Raw genomic sequence first — 16,664 nt, 5'->3', positions numbered from 1 at the left:
GATACGTCAGCGCACGGGGATCGTGGTGCGGGTCCTGTGAACGGCGTCGCGGAGCGTCACCCAGCGCACGCGGTCGGCGGGCCTGAGGGTGACGCGATATGCGCGCTTGGGGCCGTCCAGCGCGTAGTCGCCGGCGATCGCGAGCGGCTCGCCGCTCCACTCGCGCGTGGCGGCGCCGGTCACGAAGAACAGCGCGAGGTCGCCGGGGCGGCGCACGCGCCAGCTGACCTGGATCGTCCCGTTGCGACGGACGGCCTGCAGCGCCTCCACGCGGTGGGGACGCGCGGGCGGCGGCTCGGGCGCGCGGACGAGCCGGAGCGTGAGCGTCTTTACGCGCGGGGTCTGCGCGTCCGGGCGGCCGTAGGTGAGGCGGATGCGCACCGGGCCGAGGCGCTTCGGCGCGATCGGCGTGCCGCCGATGTAGAAGCGCAGGCGGCCCTTGCCGCCGCGAGGGAGCCGGAGTCGCGCGTACGCGCGCGAGTCATTGACGACCTGCGCGTGCAGCTCGCACGGTCCGCCGCAGCGCACCGGGAGCACGAGCCGCTCGTTCGCGCGCAGCTCGCGATCGGCGGGGCGGCCGACGGTGACGGCGGGCGGCGGCGGGTCGGCGGGAGCGGTGGCGCCGGGCGCGGCGAGCCGGAGCGTGCCCTCCTGCTCCAGTCGCTCGCCCCAGGCCAGTGCGGGCGTGCCGTCGGCGAGCTGGATCGGGTTCACCGACGCGGCGAGGCCCATGACTCCGCCGAACACGTCGGTCTCCACGCGATCGCCTCCGAGCGGGAGCTTCGCCAGCGTGGCGCTCGTGCGGGACACTCGGTCCACGTCCGCCATCCGCGCGCCGCCGAGCAGCGCGTGCCCGTCGCCGGTCAGCGCGAGCCGCTCGGCGTTCTGGCCGTAGAACGGCGAGTCGTCCGTGTACCACGCGTAGAGCTCGGAGCGGTAGAACGGATCGCCGGTCAGCTTCACGGGCGCCACGACCGGGACGAGCGGCGTGAACGCCCCGGGCGCGCGGCGCGTCGCGATGCCGACGCCGTCCTCGTCGGTGCCGATCCACGCGACCGCGGCTTCACCCGCGGCCCCGAGCGCCACCCGCGTGCGCACGCCGACCGCGTCGTCCGTGCGGCCGACGGACACGGGTGCGCCGAAGCCCGCGCCGGGCTCGCGCTCGGCGACGAGCAGCGCCCCGCCGTCCGGCAACGTGACCAGGGCGCGACCGTCGTCGGCCACCGCGAGCGAGGGGTGCGAGCGCCACGGGACCACGCCGACGCCGACCGGCGCCGCGAAGCCGCCGCCCCGGGGCGCGAGCGCGACGCGGACAGGCATGCGCAACGGTGGCCGCGGCGCCTCCACGGTGGCGGTCAACGCGAACGCCTCACCCGTCGAGGCCACGCCGACCGCCAGCTCGCCCTCCTGCGCCTGCGGCGAGCCGATCGTCTCGACGGCGCCGAACGCGCCGCCCGGGGCGCGGCGGGCGACCCGGAACCGGCGCACGTCCTCGCGCGGCTCGTGCTCCGTCCAGCCCACGATCGCGTCGCCCGACTCGGCGACGGCCACCAGGACGTCCTCGATGTTCCACGTCTTCGTGTCGGTGAAGGGGTCGGCGAGCGGATCGACCCCGGCGACCTGCGCCGGCGGGCTCCAGCCTCCGCCGGGGTCGCGGACCGCCACCAGCAGCCGCCGGTCGACCACCTTCGCGGCCACGCCCGCGCCGCTGCGACGCGCCGCCGTCTCCGGGCAGCCTTTGCCGCCGAGGTCCACGTCGCCGCGCACGCGGTACCCGGTCCGCGTCGCCTCGAGGAAGCGCGCCCCGGTCTCGGACTCGATCGCGACCTCGCCCGGGACCCCGGTGGCGTGGACGCAGTACGGCGCGACGTCGCTCGGCAGCGGCCGCAGCGGCGCCTCGCCGAACGCCGGCGTGAGCGCGAGGGTGGAGGCGGCAAGGGCGGCGAGCATCGGTCGCTCAAGGTAGGTTGAACGCGCCGCCACGCAAGTCGGCCATCTGCCGAGCGGGCGACGTGATTGGATGGAGCGCGTGGCCGACCTGGACTTCGGTGCCTTCGACGCACTCACCTTCGATTGCTACGGGACGATGATCGACTGGGAGAGCGGCATCCTCGCCGCGCTCCGGCCGGTCCTCGGAGCCCATGGCGCCTCCCGCGACGACGAGCAGCTGCTCGAGCTGTTCGCGCATCACGAGGCGGCGTTGGAAGCGGGTCCGTACCTGCGCTATCGCGAGGTGCTGGCGGGCGCGCTGCGCGGCATCGGCAAGGACATCGGGTTCGAGCCGACCGTGGAGGAGCAGGAGACGTTCGGCGGCTCGGTCAGCGACTGGCCGGCGTTCGACGACAGCGCGGCCGCGCTCGCCCAGCTCAAGGAGCGGTTCAAGCTCGGCGTGATCACCAACTGCGACGACGACCTGTTCGCGGCGTCCAACGCGAAGCTGGGCGTCGAGTTCGACTACGTGATCACCGCGCAGCAGGCGGAGGGCTACAAGCCGCGCCTGGAGAACTTCGAGTTCGCGTTCGCGCGCATCGACGTGCCGCGGGACCGGATCCTGCACGTCGCGCAGTCGCTGTTCCACGACCACGTGCCCGCGAAGGCGCTCGGGATGACGACCGTGTGGATCGACCGTCGCGCCGGCAGGGACGGCGGCGGCGCGACCCCGCCGGCCGCGGCCGTGCCCGATCTGACCGTGCCGACCCTCGAGCGTTTCGCAGAGCTGGCCACGGCGTAGATGAGCGCTGTGGCGTACGAGTCCCTCTACACGCACGGGTTCGCGCGCGTGGCCGCGGCGGTCCCGCACCTCAAGCCCGCCGATCCGACGTTCAACGGCGAGCGCACCCTCGGGCTGATCCGCCGGGCGGCCGAGCGTCACGCCGCGCTCGTCGTGTTCCCCGAGCTCGGCCTGTCCGGCTACGCGATCGACGACCTGCTCCAGCAGGACGCGCTCAACGACGCGGTGGAGCTCGCGCTGGGCGAGATCGTCGCGGCGAGCCGGGAGCTCGCGCCGGTGATCATCGTCGGCGGTCCGCTGCGCGCGCAGGGCGGGCTGTTCAACACGGGCTTCGTGATTCACCGCGGCCGCATCCTCGGCGCGGTGCCCAAGAGCTACCTGCCCGAGTACCGCGAGTACTACGAGGAGCGCCAGTTCCGCGCGGCGCGCGAGTTCGTCGGCGCCGACGTGGAGATCCTCGGCCAGACCGTGCCGTTCGGCAACGACCTCGTGTTCGAGGCGTCCGACCTGGTGGGCTTCGCCATCCACGCAGAGGTGTGCGAGGACGTGTGGGTGCCGGTGCCGCCGTCCACGTTCGGCGCGCTCGCGGGCGCGACGATCCTCGCCAACCTGTCGGCGAGCAACATCACGATCGGCAAGGCCGACTTCCGCCGCACGCTGTGCGCCGCGCAGTCCGGCCGCTGCATCGCGTCCTACATCTACACCGCCGCCGGTCAGGGCGAGTCGACCAACGACCTCGCCTGGGACGGGCAGGCGATGATCTTCGAGAACGGCGACAACGTGGCGGAGGCCGAGCGCTTCGCGGAGGACGAGCAGCTGCTGTTCGCCGACCTGGACCTGCACCGGATGCTGTCGGACCGCTCGAGCACGAACAGCTACGGCGACTCGATCCACGACCACCGTGAGCGGATCGCGGCCTTCCGGCACGTGCGCTTCGAGCTCGGCGCGCGGCCGGAGCAGCTCGCGCTGGAGCGCACGATCGAGCGCTTCCCGTACGTGCCGGCCGACGCCAAGACGCGCGACGAGCGCTGCTACGAGGTCTACAACATCCAGGTCCACGGGCTCGAGCAGCGGCTGCGCGCGACCGGGATCAAGAAGGCGGTGATCGGCGTCAGCGGCGGGCTGGACTCCACGCACGCGCTGATCGTGATCGCCCGCGCGATGGACCGCCTCGGCCTCCCGCGCGAGAACATCCTCGCCTACACGATGCCGGGGTTCGCCACCTCCGACCACACCAAGGGCAACGCCTGGAAGCTGATGGAGGCGCTCGGCGTCACGGCCAAGGAGATCGACATCACGGCCTCGGCGCAGCAGATGCTCGCCGACCTCGAGCACCCGTACAGCCGCGGCGAGAAGGTCTACGACATCACGTTCGAGAACGTGCAGGCCGGCGAGCGCACCTCGCACCTGTTCCGGCTGGCGAACTACCAGGGCGGGCTCGTGATCGGCACGGGTGACCTGAGCGAGCTGGCGCTGGGCTGGAGCACGTACGGCGTCGGCGACCAGATGTCCCACTACGCGGTCAACGCGTCCGTCCCGAAGACGCTGATCAGCTTCATGCTGCGCTGGGCGATCGACACGCACCAGTTCGGCGACGACGTCAACGTCGTGCTGCAGTCCGTGCTGGACACGGAGATCTCGCCGGAGTTGATCCCGGGCGACGGCGACAAGCCGACCGCCGACAGCGAGAGCAAGGTCGGCCCGTACGAGCTGCAGGACTTCTTCCTGTTCTACATCCTGCGCTTCGGGTACCGGCCGAGCAAGGTGGCGTTCATGGCCGAGCACGCGTGGGGCGAGAAGTACTCGCGCGCCGACATCAAGCACTGGCTCGAGGTCTTCCTGGACCGCTTCTTCCGCCTGAGCCAGTTCAAGCGCACGGCGATCCCGAACGCGCCGAAGGTCGGCTCGGGCGGCTCGCTGTCTCCGCGCGGGGACTGGCGCGCGCCGAGCGACGCCACGGGTGCCGCCTGGCTCGAGGAGCTGCGCCGGAACGTGCCGTGATCGCCTTCACGCGTGTGGACTCGGTGGAGGTGACCGAGCGCGGGCTGCTCGCCTCGCTGCACGGCGAGCAGCTGCGGATCGAGCCGGTGCGCGAGGACGTGGTGCGGATCAAGCTCAGCCGCGGCGGCGTGTTCGACGACGCGCCGACGCACGCCGTGATCGCGGACGGCGGTGCCGCGTTCACCGTCGAGGGCAACGTGCTGCGCACCGCCGCGCTGACCGTCACGCTGCGGCTCGACCCGTTCGGGATCGACGTCCATCGCTCCGATGGCTCGCCCGTGCTCGAGACCACGCGCGCGTACGCGACGCTCAACGACGCGTTCGAGCTGCGCCGCACGTGCGCGCCCGGCGACGCGATCTACGGGCTGGGGGAGAAGGGTGGCCCGGGGAACCGGCGCGGGCGCTCGTACACGCTCTGGAACACGGACATCCTGAACCCGACCGCGGCCGCCGAGTTCGGTGGAGGCGGCGACGACATCGAGTTCGACCCGTACTACGTCTCGATCCCGTTCTTCTACCACCACGCCACGGGCGGGCGGATGAGCGGCTCGTTCGTCGACAACGGCTACCGCGCCGCGTACGACTTCGGCGAGGAGATCGCGATCCGCTTCGAGGGCGGTCAGTACACGGAGTACGTGTTCGCGGGGCCTTCGATGCCGGAGATCCTCGAGGCGTACACGTGGCTGACCGGCCGCGCCGCCCCGCCGCCGCTGTGGGCGCTCGGCTACCACCAGTGCCGCTGGTTCGACTACATGCAGGACGCGGTCGAGGCGCTGGGCGCGCGCCACCGCGAGCTCGGCGTGCCGTGCGACGCCCTGTGGCTCGACATCGAGTACATGGACGGCTACCGCGTCTTCACCTGGAACACGGAGCGGTTCCCGGACGCGCCCGGCATGCTGGCGCGGCTCGACGACGCCGGCTTCAAGGTGATCACGATCATCGACCCGGGCGTCAAGCACGAGCCCGGCTACGCGGTGTTCGACGAAGGGCTCGAGCGCGACGTGCTGTGCCGGACCGAGGGCGGCGACGTCTACGTCGGCGAGGTCTGGCCGGGCGACACCGCGTTCCCGGACTTCGCCACCGAGGAGGGCCGCGCGTGGTGGGGCGAGTTGAACGCCGCGCACGTGCAGTCAGGGCTCGCGGGCATCTGGAACGACATGAACGAGCCAGCGACGGGCTCGATCCCGCCCGGCCGGATGCGGTTCGACCACGGCACGCAGAGCCACGAGCGCTTCCACAACCAGTACGCGCTGCTGATGGCGATGGGGACGGTGGAAGGGCTGCGTTCGGCGATGCCGTCGCTGCGGACGTTCGTGCTCAGCCGTGCGGGGTCCGCCGGCATCCAGCGGTACGCCGCGAACTGGATGGGGGACAACCAGGCGCGCTGGGACCACCTGTGGGTGAGCATCCCGATGGCGAACGGCTTCGGCGTGTCCGGGCAGCCGTTCGTGGGCGCGGACGTCGGCGGCTTCCAGGGCGACTCGAGCGGCGAGCTGTTCGTGCGCTGGATGCAGTACGGCGCGCTCACGCCGTTCTGCCGCAATCACTCGATGATGGGCAGCGTCGACCAGTACGCGTGGGCGTGGGGCGAGGCCACGCTGGAGCTCGCGCGCGAGGCGATCCGGTTCCGCTACCGGCTGCTGCCGTACCTGTACGCCGCGTTCCTGCGCGCGTGCGAGACCGGCGCGCCCGTGCAGCGCCCGCTGGTGTTCGACTTCCAGGACGACGTCACCGTGCGCGACCTCGACGACCAGTACCTGCTCGGCCCGGACCTGCTCGTCGCGCCGGTCACGCAGCCGGGGATGACCGCGCGCCACGTCTACCTGCCCGCCGGCGACTGGCACGACTGGCACACGGGCGAGCGGCTGGAGGGCGGGCGCTGGATCGTCGCCGCGACGCCGATGGAGCGGATCCCGCTGTACGCGCGCGCCGGGTCGGTCATCCCGCTGTGGCCGGAGGCGCCGCCCTCGACCGCGGGCTACCACCCGGAGGAGCTCGAGCTGCGCGTGTTCCCCGGCGACGGCGAGTCGTTCCTGCACGAGGACGACGGGCTCACGTTCGACGGCGGGCATCTGCGGACGACGTTCACGCTGCGCGGGCGCGAGCTGTCCGCGGAGGTGACGGGTGACGGCTACCCCGAGTTCGCGCGGCGGCGGTTCGTGCTCGTGTGCGAGGGCACGCGGCAGACGGTCGAGAACGCCGGCACCGGACTGCGCGTGACGCTGTGAGGACGAACTGGGCCGGCAACCACGCGTACCGGGCGGCGCGTCTGCACCGGCCCACGACGCTCGACGAGCTGCGCGCGGTCGTGGCCGCCGCGCCGTCGCTGCGCGCGCTCGGCTCGCGGCACGCGTTCACCGCGATCGCCGACGCCGGTGAGCAGGTCGTGCTGGACGGGCTCCCGGCGGATGTGATGTTGGACGGGGACACGGTGTCGTTCAACGCGGGGCTCACGTACGGCGAGCTGGCGGAGCACCTGGAGGGCCGGGCGGCGCTGCACAACCTCGCCTCGCTCCCGCACATCTCCGTCGCGGGCGCGATCGGAACCGGCACGCACGGGTCCGGCACCGGCAACCTCGCCACGGCGGTACGGGCGCTCGAGCTCGTGACGAGCGACGGCGAGGTCGTGACCGCGCGGCGCGGCGACCCGGACTTCGACGGCATGGTCGTCCACCTCGGCCGGCTCGGCGTGCTCACCCGCCTGACGCTCGACACCGAACCGCCGTTCGCGGTCGCCCAGCGCGTCTTCGAAGGCCTGAGCTGGGAAGCGCTGTCCGAGCACTTCGACGCGCTGTTCTCCGCCGCGTACAGCGTGAGCGTCTTCACGCGCTGGAAGGACGTCGACATGGTCTGGCTCAAAGGGCGCGACGCGCTCCCGGAGACGCTCTACGACGCGACGCCGGCCACCGTCGAGCGTCACCCGATCATCGAGCTCGACCCCGTCAACTGCACGGCCCAGCTCGGCCGGCCCGGCCCGTGGTGGGACCGGCTGCCGCACTTCCGGATGGGCTTCACGCCGAGCCACGGCGCGGAGGTGCAGGCCGAGTACCTGATCCCGCGCGAGCACGCCGTCGCCGCGATCCAGGCGCTCCGTGCGCTCACCCTCCCGCACCTGCTCGTGAGCGAGATCCGCACGATCGCCGCCGACGCGCTGTGGATGAGCCCGGCCTACGGGCGCGACTCGGTCGGCCTGCACTTCACGCTCGAGCGGGTGCCGGTCGACGGCGTGCTGCGCGCGATCGAGGCGGCGCTCGCCCCGTTCGACCCGCGCCCGCATCCCGGCAAGCTGCACCTGAAGCCCGGCACCTACGAGCGCGCGGACGACTTCGAGACGCTCGCGGCCCGGCTGGACCCGCGCGGCGCGTTCGTCGCTCAAGCCTGAGGGGCGCGTGCCGATCCCCTGATCGGTGAAGGGGATGCTGTTGACAGTCGCGGTCGTCGCGTTCGCGGGGCTGGCGATCATGCTCGACCGGCGCGACGACGAGCTCTACCCGCGGGACTGCGCGGCTCTGCGCGCCGCCGTCGAGCAGCTCCCGCGCGACTTCCCCGAGGAAGGGCGCCGGCGGCTCTCCGAGGAGGTCTGCCGCGGGTGGCACCGCGTGCCTGAAGTGCCGACGCCGAGCCCGGTCGCGCAGCCCGGCTGCGCCGAACCCGGGGAGCCGGTGGAGCCGGTGACGCGGCGTACCGTCCGCCCGCCGACGCGTGAAGGCCCGTTCCTCGCGCGCGTGCGCGGGACGCTGCCGGAGACCGGCAAGCCGATCGTCGCCGGCGTTCAGCTGCCGCAGGGCAGCAAGTGCGAGGCCTACTGGGCGACCGACTTGCCGGCCAAGGACGCGATCGACCTCGCGCGGCGGCTCGCGGCCAAGTTCCCCGACACGGGCCTTTGGCCGGTGCTCTGGAACTGGGCCGACGAAGGCCCGGACAACTACTACACGCCGGGCAACCCGGCCCGCGCCGACGACATCGACGTCGAGGCCGACTTGCGCGAACGCGCGAAGGCTTGGCAGGTGCGGCTCGACCGCCTCGCGCGTGGTGTGGCGCTCGACGCGGCGTTCGACCCGTTCGGCCGGCTGGCTGACCACTCAGACGACGGCCCGTCCCCGAGGGTGCTCGTACTGGTGCCCGTCCACCGGCCGGCGGACGCGCTCACCGTGACCGGCTTCACCTGGAGCGAGATCCACCCGCCGTCGATGATCACGGCGGTCATGCGCTCGTGGGAGGACCGCTACGGCGCGATGCTGGTCGAGGTCGGACCGGGCATCGCCACCCTGGCGCCCGCTGGGCGACCGAGGGGAGCCGAGGCCCGCCGTCTGGAGGCCGAGCTGTCGCTGGTCGCGCCGGACGAGGAGGCGTCGCTGCCGAGCGACCCGCTCTGGTTCTTCGGTTGGCCCGACTGATGTCACAAACGCGGAGGGACCGCGTTAGGTAGGGCAGATGGCCCGAACCGACGAGCAGCTCATGGCCGCCACCCGGCGCGGCGAGGCGGAGGCCTTCGGTGAGCTGTTCGCCCGCCATCGCGCGCTCGTGCTCGCCTACCTCGTGCGGCGCTGCACGCGGGAGGACGCCGCCGACCTGCTCGCCGAGACGTTTGCGGCGGCGCTGATCGCGGTCCACGACGGGCGCGCGCCGCGCGGTGCGACGGCCGCGCCGTGGCTGCTCACGATCGCGCGGAACAAGCGCTTCGACGCGCACCGGCGCGGGCGCGTGGAGGACAGCGCACGCCGCCGGCTCGCGCTCGAGCGCGTGGAGCCCGACTACGAGGAGCTCGAGGCGGTGGGCATGGACGTCGAGGCGGCGCTCAGCACGCTGCCGCCGGCGGACCGCGCGGCGCTGCGCGCGCGGGTGCTGGACGAGCAGCCGTACGAGGACATCGCGCGCGACATGGACACGGCCGAGCCCGCGGTGCGTCAGCGCGTCTCCCGCGCGCTGCGCCGACTGCGGACCGACCTGGAGAAGCAACGATGAGCCTCGACACCCTGCAGCAGCGGCTTGTCCAGGCCAGTCGCGAGCTCTCGCGCGCCCGGCGCCGAAGGGCCCGCCGGCGCGGTGCGGTGTGCGCGGCGCTCGTCGTGCTCGTCACGCCGCCCGCGCTCGCCGCGACCGGCGTGTGGCAGCCGACGCTCGGTGACGGCGAAGGGCCGGCGCCCGCGATCTCCGCCGACGCGCCGCCGCCCGACCAGCTCGCGCTGCTCGGCGTGCTCCGGCGCGAGCAGACCGAGGCCGACCGCGGCGTCGCCACGCGCTACGCGCTGAAGTTCGTCGACAGCCCGGGCCTGAAGGGCGTGCGCACGGACAGCATCCGCCTGCTCGCCCAGTCGAAGGAGGATCGGGGCGTCGTGCTGGTGCCCGTCGAGCGCTACGAGCACCGGCTGCCCGGCGAGATCCCGGAGGAGTTGCGCAAGCGCGTGGAGCGGACGATCGACGACGCGCTCTGCATCTATCACCTCGACTCGGTCGACGGGGCCGGCGTCGCGTGTTACTCGAGCGCGGACGTCAAGGAAGGCCGCGCGTGGGGGATGCTCGGCCACCGGTCGCTGTGGATCGTCCCCGACGGCGTCGCGTCCGTGCGCACGGAGTACGGCGACCGTGACCCGGTCGTCGCCGCCGTGCGCGACAACGCCGCGATCTTCACCGCGCCCGAGGGCCGCGTCGACGAACGCCGCACGGTCTGGCTGGACGCGGACGGCAGGTCCGTGCGCGTGATCGAGCGCCCGACCGGCGGCGGCACGGTGCCACCGCCCCCGGCGCCGGCGCTCGGCGCGCGACACAGCGGCGTCGTCGAGCGCGTCGGCGTCCGCGGCTCCGGGCGCGCCGCCCAGTACGAGCTGCGGTTGCGCATGCGTGAGCACGGCTACTACGTCGTGCTCCAGCGCCCCGCCTGTGCCGGCAAGCGCCGCGTGCGGGAGTTCGCCGGCGGGAGCTCGGACGAGTACCGGATGCCGGTCACGCCGATGTTCGGGGACCTGAGCAACGCGTCCTGGTGTCCTGGCGTCTACCGCGGGATCGTGCGCGCGCCACGAGCGCTCAAGCCGGCCGGGACGTTCAGCTTTCGGGTGCGCTGACCGCGGACGCTTCGACCAGTGGTGACTCGGGCGGTGGCTCCTCGCGCACGTACTCGAGCACGACGGACAGCACGCCCGCGAGCGGCACGGCGAGGAAGACGCCGACGATCCCGCCGAGGATGCCGCCCGCGGCCAGCGCGATCACGATCACCGCCGGGTGCAGGTGGACCGTGCGGCCCATCAGGATCGGGTACAGCAGGTGGCCTTCGACCTGCTGGACGAGGATGATCGCGCCGAGCACGAGCGCGGCGTCGAGCAGACCGCCGGAGACGAGCGCGATCAGCACCGCGACCAGTCCGGCGAGGAAGGCGCCGATGAGCGGCACGAACGCCGCGAAGAACGTGATGACCATGATCGGCACGACCAGCGGAACGCCGATGATCAGCAGCGCGAGCCCGATCAGGATCGCGTCGACGAGGCCGATGAACGCGATCCCGCGCACGTAGCCCGACAGCGCGGCGTAGATGCGGGTGCCGATCGCGTCGGCGTGCTCGCGGCTGCGCTTGCCGGTGAAGGCCAGCAGGTAGCCCCACATGCGCGCGCCGTCCTTCAGGAAGAAGAACGTCAGCAGGATCGTGACGATCAGGCCGGTGAGGACCTCGCCGAGGATCACCGCGCCGCTGGACAGTCCGCGGGCGAGCGGGCCGCTGTTCTCGCGCAGCCGCGCGAGGCCCTCGTCCACGGTGTCGCGGATGTCACGCTCGCTCAGGTTGAACGGCGGGTCGGCGAGGTAGTCGGTCGCCTCGCGCAGGCCGTCCTCGGCGCGCGGGCGCAGCTCGTCGAACTGGTCGCCGATCGACGGGGCGATCGCGGTGCCGATGGCGACGATCAGCAGGAGCGCGCCGAGCAGCGCGCCCGCCGCGGCGAGCGCGTCCGGCGCGCCTTTGGCTTTCAGCCAGCGCACCACCGGCAACAGCAGCGTGCTGATGAGCAGCGCGAGGATGATCGGCAGCACGACGATCCGCAGGTGCACGAGGACGTACACGAGCGCTCCGGCGGCGGCGACGATGACGAGGAAGCGCCAGCTCGCCGCGGCCGCGGTCCGGTACCACTGGGGCAGCGGATCGCCGTCCGGTCGCTCATCTGAGACGTCGATGGCCGGAGCATAAGCCACGGGAGTGAAATCTCGGAACCACGGGTAGAGCTGGCGCCGCGCATGCCGATTACTTCCGCCGTGACTTCGCCATTGAGCTTCAAGGGATCCGCTCGTTACAGCCTCGGGGTCGAGGAAGAGCTGATCGCGGTCCACCCCCGCACGCTGCTGCCGTGCGGCGGGACGGAGACCCTGCTGGAGCGAGCCGCGCTCGCGCCCGAGCACGTGACCGGCGAGATGACGGACGGCGTGCTGGAGCTGCGGACGCCGGTGTGCGACGACGCCGGCGAGGCGGTCGGCATCCTCGGCGCGCTGCGCACCGAGCTGGTCGAGGTCACGCCGCTGGTCGGCGCGGGCGTGCACCCGCTCGCGCGCTTCGCGGACGTCGAGCTGCGCGGCGGGGAGCGCTACGAGCTGATCGGCGACTCCCTGCGCTCGCTCATGCGCCAGACCGCGCACTGCGGCGTCCACGTGCACGTCGGCATGCCCGACGGCGAGACCGCGGTGCGCGCCGCCAACGGCATGCGCGCGTGGGTGCCGCTGCTGCAGGCGCTCGGCGCGAACTCGCCCTACTGGTACGGGCGAGACTCCGGCCTCGCGAGCGCGCGCTCGGTGATCTGCAACTCGCTGCCGCGGTCCGGCATCCCGCGCGCGTTCGCCGACTATGCCGACTACGCGGCCACGGTCGAGGACCTGCGCGCGCTCGGCGAGTGCCCGGACGACTCCTACCTGTGGTGGGACCTGCGCCCGCACCCGCGGCTCGGCACGCTCGAGATCCGCGCGCTCGACGCGCAGTCCTCGCTCGAGGACCTGGTCGCGCTCGTCGCGCTCGTCCACTGCCTGGCGGTGCACGAGGCGAGCTCGCCGCCGAGCCGCGTCCCCGGCCCCGAGGTGCTGCGCGAGCTGAGCTTCCGCGCGACCCGCGACGGCCTGGACGCGAAGCTCGCGCTCGACGGCTCGCTCCGGCCCGTGCGCGAGGTGGCCTACAACGCGGTCGGGATCGCGAGCGCGTACGCCGCCGACCTCGGCTGCTGGGAGGAGCTGATGCTCGTGCACCGGCTGCTCGAGCGCGGCAACGGCGCCGCGCGCCAGCGGATGAACGCGCAGGAGGGCGGGTTGGAGCTGATGCTGCGGCGCCTGGCGAACGAGACGGCGAACGTCGGCGCGACGCGCGGTGAGCTGACGCCGGTGGGCTGAGTAGCCTTCGGTAGGTGCTGCGGTTCGAGACGGCGATCGGCGAGTGCGGGCTCCGCTGGAGCGAAGCGGGGATCACTCGCGTGTACCTCCCGCGGATGCCGTCGGAGGCGCCGGCGGGAGAACCGCCGGCGTTCGTGCGTGAGGCGGTGAAGGCCATCGCCGCGCTGTTCGACGGCGAGCCGCGCGACCTGCGCGAGGTGGTGCTGGACTGCTCGGCAGTGCCGGAGTTCCACGCGCGTGTCTACGCGGCGTTGCGCGAGGTCGGGCCGGGCGAGCTGTGCACGTACGGCGACCTGGCGCGGGCGGTGGACGCGCCGAACGGTGCGCAGGCCGTCGGGCGGGCCATGGGTTCGAACCCGTTCCCGATCGTCGTGCCGTGCCACCGTGTGCTGTCATCGACCGGCGCGCTGCACGGCTTCTCGGCGCCCGGCGGGATCGTCACGAAGCGGCGGATGCTGGAGATCGAGCGCGCGCCCGGTTTCACCCAGCAGTCGCTCTTCGCTTGATCATCGCCTTTCACAGAGAACCCCGCGGCCGCTACCACTCGATCTTCACCCGCCCCGACGGCGCGGTCCTGAAGCTCCAGGGCGGCTCCTACAACAAGCTCGGCGGCGGCGTGCGCGTCCCGCACGACATCGCGCACCTGATCGTCGAGCAGACGCTCGCGCTGCGCGGCGGGCTGTGGGGCGTGATCGCGGCCGGCGGGCTCGTCATGAACCTCGAGTACGTCGGCGGCAAGAAGCCGGCGCACGCCGAGCAGCGCTCGTGGGCGATCACCGACGCCGCGGGGGAGACGCTGCGCCAGGCGGAGGTCGTCGTGCGCGCGGTCGCCGACGCGCTGGCCGGCACCGCCGGCTCCTCCCTCGCCGGGCACATGGGCGAGCGCTGGGCGGTGCCCGTCACGCGTGAGCAGCTGGAGCTCATGGGCGGGCAGCTGCGCAACTCGGCCGCACGCTGGAACCAGGTCCCCGAGGGCGGCACGCTCGAGATGACCTGGCATACGCGCTGACCCGAGCGGGCAGGATGCCGGACATGGCCGTAGCGCTGCGGATCGCCGGACTGGTCGCGGTGGTGGGCGCCGTCGCGCTGATCGACGGGTCGACCGCGACGTGGGTCGCCGTGCTCGCGTTCACGCTTGTCGTCGGCGCGCTGATCGCGCGGTGGTGGGCGCTGCTCGCCCCGATCGGCATCGCGGCCGTCGCCTTCGTCGTCGAGCGCGACGAGACCGAGGTCGGCGTGGGGACGATCACGCTCGTCTTCGGGATCGTGCTCGTGCTCGGGATCGGGCTCGGCAAGCTCGCCCGTCTGGCGCGACCTGGAGAGCCGAAAGTGGGTACACCCGCACGATGAGCACGCTGCTGCGGATCGTCGGAGTGATCGCCTGGGTCGTCGCCGTGTTCGCGATCCTGCTCGCGAGCACCTCCGCCGTCGCGTGGGTCGCGGCCGTGGCCGTCTCGATCCTCGCGGGTGCGCTGATCGGGCGCTGGTGGGCGCTGGCCGCGCCGGTCGGGCTCGGCGTCTTCTGGCTCATCACCGGCGCGGTGTCCGACGACACCAGTGGCGAGGCCGACCCGCTCTTCTACGGCATCCTCAGCCTGGTGTTCTCGCTGCTGTTCGCGATCCCGCTCGCCGTAGGGATCGGGATCAGCAAGTACCGCGAGCGCCCGCGGCGACCGGCCACGCCAGGCGTGGCCGGCCGCACCGTCAGCGGCTAGGGCGACGTGGTGCTCAGCGTGAACGTCACCGTCTTGGAGTAGCTGCCGGTCCGCAACGGGTCCTTGGCCTTCACGAGCTGCTTGGCCGTGACGGTCACCTCGTCGTTGGAGACCGGTCCGGTCCAGGCCGACTTGGAGAGCTCGATCCGCAGCGGCTCCGCCAGCGAGAACGGGCCGTTGGTCATGAAGCCGGGCTCGGAGACCGACAGCGTCGCGTCGGCGGCGCTCGAGGTCACGGTCGCCTTCGTGGTCGCGGTGTAGTCCTTCTCCACGCCGGGCGTGAACGGCGCGAACGACGCCGGCCCGTCGAGCGTGAGCGACAGCGTCGCGGGGACCGTGCCGCTCACGTTGCCCGGCGTCGCGGGCGGGGTGAGGCAGGAGCAGTAGGCCTCGCTCGGCTTGCCCGGCTGGTAGAGCCAGACCTTGAAGAAGTCGCGCAGGTCCTGGCCGGACTCGCGCTGGGCGACCGCGATGAAGTCCTGCGTCTCGGCTGTCGAGCCCTTGTAGGTCTCGTGGTAGGCGCGCAGGGTGCGGAAGAACGCGTCGTCGCCGATCTTCATCCGCAGCGCCTGCAGGGTCATGCCGCCGCGGGTGTAGACCGTGGCGTTCTGGTACTGGTTGACGACGCCCGGGTCGACGACCGTGTTCGCCCACGAGAGCGAGGCGCGGTTCCAGGCGTTCAGGAACGCCTGGCGCGCGGTGATGCCGCCGGTGTTCTCGGTCCACATCCAGGCGGCGAACGTCGCGAAGCCCTCGCTCAACCAGACGTCACGCGCACGGCGCCAGGCCACGCTGTCGCCGAACCACTGGTGGGCGAGCTCGTGGGCGAGCGCGGAGAGGCCGTTCGCGCTGGTGAAGATCGGCCGCGTCTGCTGCTCCATCTGGTAGCCGGCGTTGACGAGGTCGACGATCGCGCCGGAGGCCGAGAACGGGTACGGGCCGAACTTGGAGCCGAAGAAGTCCAGGATCGCCGGGATCGTGTCCAGCCGCTGCTGCGCCTGCGCGGTCAGCTGGTCCGGGCGGATGCCGTTGATGATCGGCAGCCCGGACGGCGTCGTGTACTTCTGGATCGTGTACTTGCCGATCTGGAGCGTCGCGAGGTAGGTGACCATCGGGTCGGGCGCGTCCCAGACCCAGGTCGACGTGCCCGCGGCCTCGTTGATCGTGTTGGAGATCAGGATGCCGTTGGACATCACCTGGCGGTCGGCCGGGACGGTCACCGTGAAGGTGAACGCGGCCTTGTCGGTGGTCGTGTTGTTGTTCGGGTACCAGGTGTCGGCGCCCTGCGGCGGCGTCGACGTGTACGCGCCGTGCTCGGTGTAGTTCCAGCCGTCGAGGAAGCCGTCGGGGTCGCGCGGCGCGGGGCCGGGCTCGCCCTCGTAGAGCACCTCGACCGCGAAGCCCGTCGAGGGCAGCAGCGGCGTGGCCGGCGTGATGATCAGCTCACGGCCGTCGCGCACGAACGTCGCGCTGACGCCGTCGACCTTGACCGAGTTCACCTTCAGCCCGCGCAGGTCGAGGTTGAAGCGGCACAGGTGCTGCGTCGCGGAGGCGGTGATCGTCGCCTTGCCGTCCAGCCACTTGGTGGCCGGGTCGTACTTGAGGTTCAGGTCGTAGTGGCTGACGTCGTAGCCGCTGTTCCCGATCCCCGGGTAGTAGGTCTCGCCCAGGTCACCCGAGCCTTGTAGGCACGGCCCGGGCGGCGCGGACGCGACCGCCGCGACCTTTGCGGGCGGCGGTGCACCTTCGGCGCCGTACCCCGCGATCCACATGCCGCCGACCGCCGCGAGCGACGCCGCCGCGACGACCCAACCGCTCTGGCGTCTAGCCAAAGCCACCAACCCCCGACTCATCCCGACCCCCTC

General features: G+C 72.6%; 15 protein-coding genes. 12 read left to right on the top strand and 3 right to left on the bottom strand.

The window, feature by feature from the left end; genetic code table 11:
* Positions 1–6: 6 nt before the first annotated feature.
* Entirely contained in the window at positions 7–1,950 is a 1,944-nt protein-coding gene (locus tag OJ997_RS17425; protein WP_270026455.1) for a hypothetical protein, read from the bottom strand.
* Positions 1,951–2,029: 79 nt separating this feature from the next.
* Here OJ997_RS17425 and OJ997_RS17420 point away from each other — a divergent pair, with 79 nt between their 5' ends.
* The 7 genes from OJ997_RS17420 to OJ997_RS17390 are packed head-to-tail and all read left to right on the top strand — an operon-like array spanning position 2,030 to position 10,794.
* Positions 2,030–2,731 carry a haloacid dehalogenase type II gene (locus OJ997_RS17420; protein WP_270026454.1) on the top strand — a complete coding sequence of 234 codons (702 nt, stop codon included), beginning with the start codon at positions 2,030–2,032 and terminating at the stop codon, positions 2,729–2,731.
* Positions 2,732–4,732, top strand: coding sequence for an NAD(+) synthase (locus tag OJ997_RS17415; RefSeq protein ID WP_270026453.1), 2,001 nt, complete (start codon positions 2,732–2,734; stop codon positions 4,730–4,732).
* The gene (locus OJ997_RS17410) at positions 4,729–6,960 is read left to right on the top strand and encodes a glycoside hydrolase family 31 protein (protein WP_270026452.1); all 2,232 of its coding nucleotides are present in this window, start codon (positions 4,729–4,731) and stop codon (positions 6,958–6,960) included. The genes OJ997_RS17415 and OJ997_RS17410 overlap by 4 nt, the downstream gene beginning before the upstream one ends.
* Positions 6,957–8,114, top strand: a complete 1,158-nt coding sequence (locus OJ997_RS17405; RefSeq protein ID WP_270026451.1) for an FAD-binding protein — start codon at positions 6,957–6,959, stop codon at positions 8,112–8,114. The genes OJ997_RS17410 and OJ997_RS17405 overlap by 4 nt, the downstream gene beginning before the upstream one ends.
* 34 nt (positions 8,115–8,148) lie before the next feature.
* Positions 8,149–9,129, top strand: a complete 981-nt coding sequence (locus OJ997_RS17400) for a DUF4253 domain-containing protein (RefSeq protein ID WP_270026450.1) — start codon at positions 8,149–8,151, stop codon at positions 9,127–9,129.
* A 37-nt stretch (positions 9,130–9,166) separates the two neighbouring features.
* On the top strand, positions 9,167–9,697 hold the full coding sequence (locus OJ997_RS17395; protein ID WP_270026449.1) for an RNA polymerase sigma factor: 531 nt from the start codon (positions 9,167–9,169) through the stop codon (positions 9,695–9,697).
* Positions 9,694–10,794: a hypothetical protein gene (locus tag OJ997_RS17390; protein ID WP_270026448.1), complete on the top strand. Its 1,101-nt coding sequence runs from the start codon at positions 9,694–9,696 to the stop codon at positions 10,792–10,794. Before OJ997_RS17395 ends, OJ997_RS17390 begins: the two co-directional genes overlap by 4 nt.
* On the opposite strand, the gene OJ997_RS17385 is transcribed toward OJ997_RS17390, so the two are convergent.
* Positions 10,775–11,908 (bottom strand): AI-2E family transporter, encoded by a 1,134-nt coding sequence (locus OJ997_RS17385; RefSeq protein WP_270026447.1) that lies wholly within the window; start codon positions 11,906–11,908, stop codon positions 10,775–10,777. The genes OJ997_RS17390 and OJ997_RS17385 overlap by 20 nt on opposite strands.
* Before the next feature lie 72 nt (positions 11,909–11,980).
* On the opposite strand from OJ997_RS17385, the gene OJ997_RS17380 reads away from it, so the two are divergent.
* The 5 genes from OJ997_RS17380 to OJ997_RS17360 are packed head-to-tail and all read left to right on the top strand — an operon-like array spanning position 11,981 to position 14,799.
* The gene (locus tag OJ997_RS17380) at positions 11,981–13,084 is read left to right on the top strand and encodes a carboxylate-amine ligase (protein ID WP_270026446.1); all 1,104 of its coding nucleotides are present in this window, start codon (positions 11,981–11,983) and stop codon (positions 13,082–13,084) included.
* A 14-nt stretch (positions 13,085–13,098) separates the two neighbouring features.
* The gene (locus OJ997_RS17375) at positions 13,099–13,590 is read left to right on the top strand and encodes a methylated-DNA--[protein]-cysteine S-methyltransferase (protein ID WP_270026445.1); all 492 of its coding nucleotides are present in this window, start codon (positions 13,099–13,101) and stop codon (positions 13,588–13,590) included.
* On the top strand, positions 13,587–14,093 hold the full coding sequence (locus tag OJ997_RS17370; RefSeq protein WP_270026444.1) for a hypothetical protein: 507 nt from the start codon (positions 13,587–13,589) through the stop codon (positions 14,091–14,093). The genes OJ997_RS17375 and OJ997_RS17370 overlap by 4 nt, the downstream gene beginning before the upstream one ends.
* A gap of 23 nt (positions 14,094–14,116) precedes the next feature.
* Entirely contained in the window at positions 14,117–14,434 is a 318-nt protein-coding gene (locus OJ997_RS17365; RefSeq protein ID WP_270026443.1) for a hypothetical protein, read from the top strand.
* Positions 14,431–14,799 (top strand): hypothetical protein, encoded by a 369-nt coding sequence (locus OJ997_RS17360; RefSeq protein WP_270026442.1) that lies wholly within the window; start codon positions 14,431–14,433, stop codon positions 14,797–14,799. Before OJ997_RS17365 ends, OJ997_RS17360 begins: the two co-directional genes overlap by 4 nt.
* Here OJ997_RS17360 and OJ997_RS17355 read toward each other — a convergent pair.
* On the bottom strand, positions 14,796–16,631 hold the full coding sequence (locus OJ997_RS17355; RefSeq protein ID WP_270026441.1) for a M1 family metallopeptidase: 1,836 nt from the start codon (positions 16,629–16,631) through the stop codon (positions 14,796–14,798). The two genes, OJ997_RS17360 and OJ997_RS17355, sit on opposite strands and share 4 nt — an antisense overlap.
* Between the last annotated feature and the right edge of the window lie 33 nt (positions 16,632–16,664).

It is taken from the genome of Solirubrobacter phytolaccae (assembly GCF_027587195.1).
GTDB classification, from domain to species: Bacteria; Actinomycetota; Thermoleophilia; order Solirubrobacterales; family Solirubrobacteraceae; genus Solirubrobacter; species Solirubrobacter phytolaccae.
Note: the sequence above shows the minus strand (reverse complement) of the source record. Positions and strands in the feature narration are given on the sequence as shown.

Bases quoted from the DNA above. Each gene is read 5' to 3' on its own strand.
- OJ997_RS17425 (WP_270026455.1), bottom strand. From the start codon at position 1,950: ATGCTCGCCGCCCTTGCCGCCTCCACCCTCGCGCTCACGCCGGCGTTC.
- OJ997_RS17415 (WP_270026453.1), top strand. From the start codon at position 2,732: ATGAGCGCTGTGGCGTACGAGTCCCTCTACACGCACGGGTTCGCGCGC.
- OJ997_RS17400 (WP_270026450.1), top strand. From the start codon at position 8,149: ATGCTGTTGACAGTCGCGGTCGTCGCGTTCGCGGGGCTGGCGATCATG.
- OJ997_RS17395 (WP_270026449.1), top strand. From the start codon at position 9,167: ATGGCCCGAACCGACGAGCAGCTCATGGCCGCCACCCGGCGCGGCGAG.
- OJ997_RS17390 (WP_270026448.1), top strand. From the start codon at position 9,694: ATGAGCCTCGACACCCTGCAGCAGCGGCTTGTCCAGGCCAGTCGCGAG.
- OJ997_RS17365 (WP_270026443.1), top strand. From the start codon at position 14,117: ATGGCCGTAGCGCTGCGGATCGCCGGACTGGTCGCGGTGGTGGGCGCC.
- OJ997_RS17360 (WP_270026442.1), top strand. From the start codon at position 14,431: ATGAGCACGCTGCTGCGGATCGTCGGAGTGATCGCCTGGGTCGTCGCC.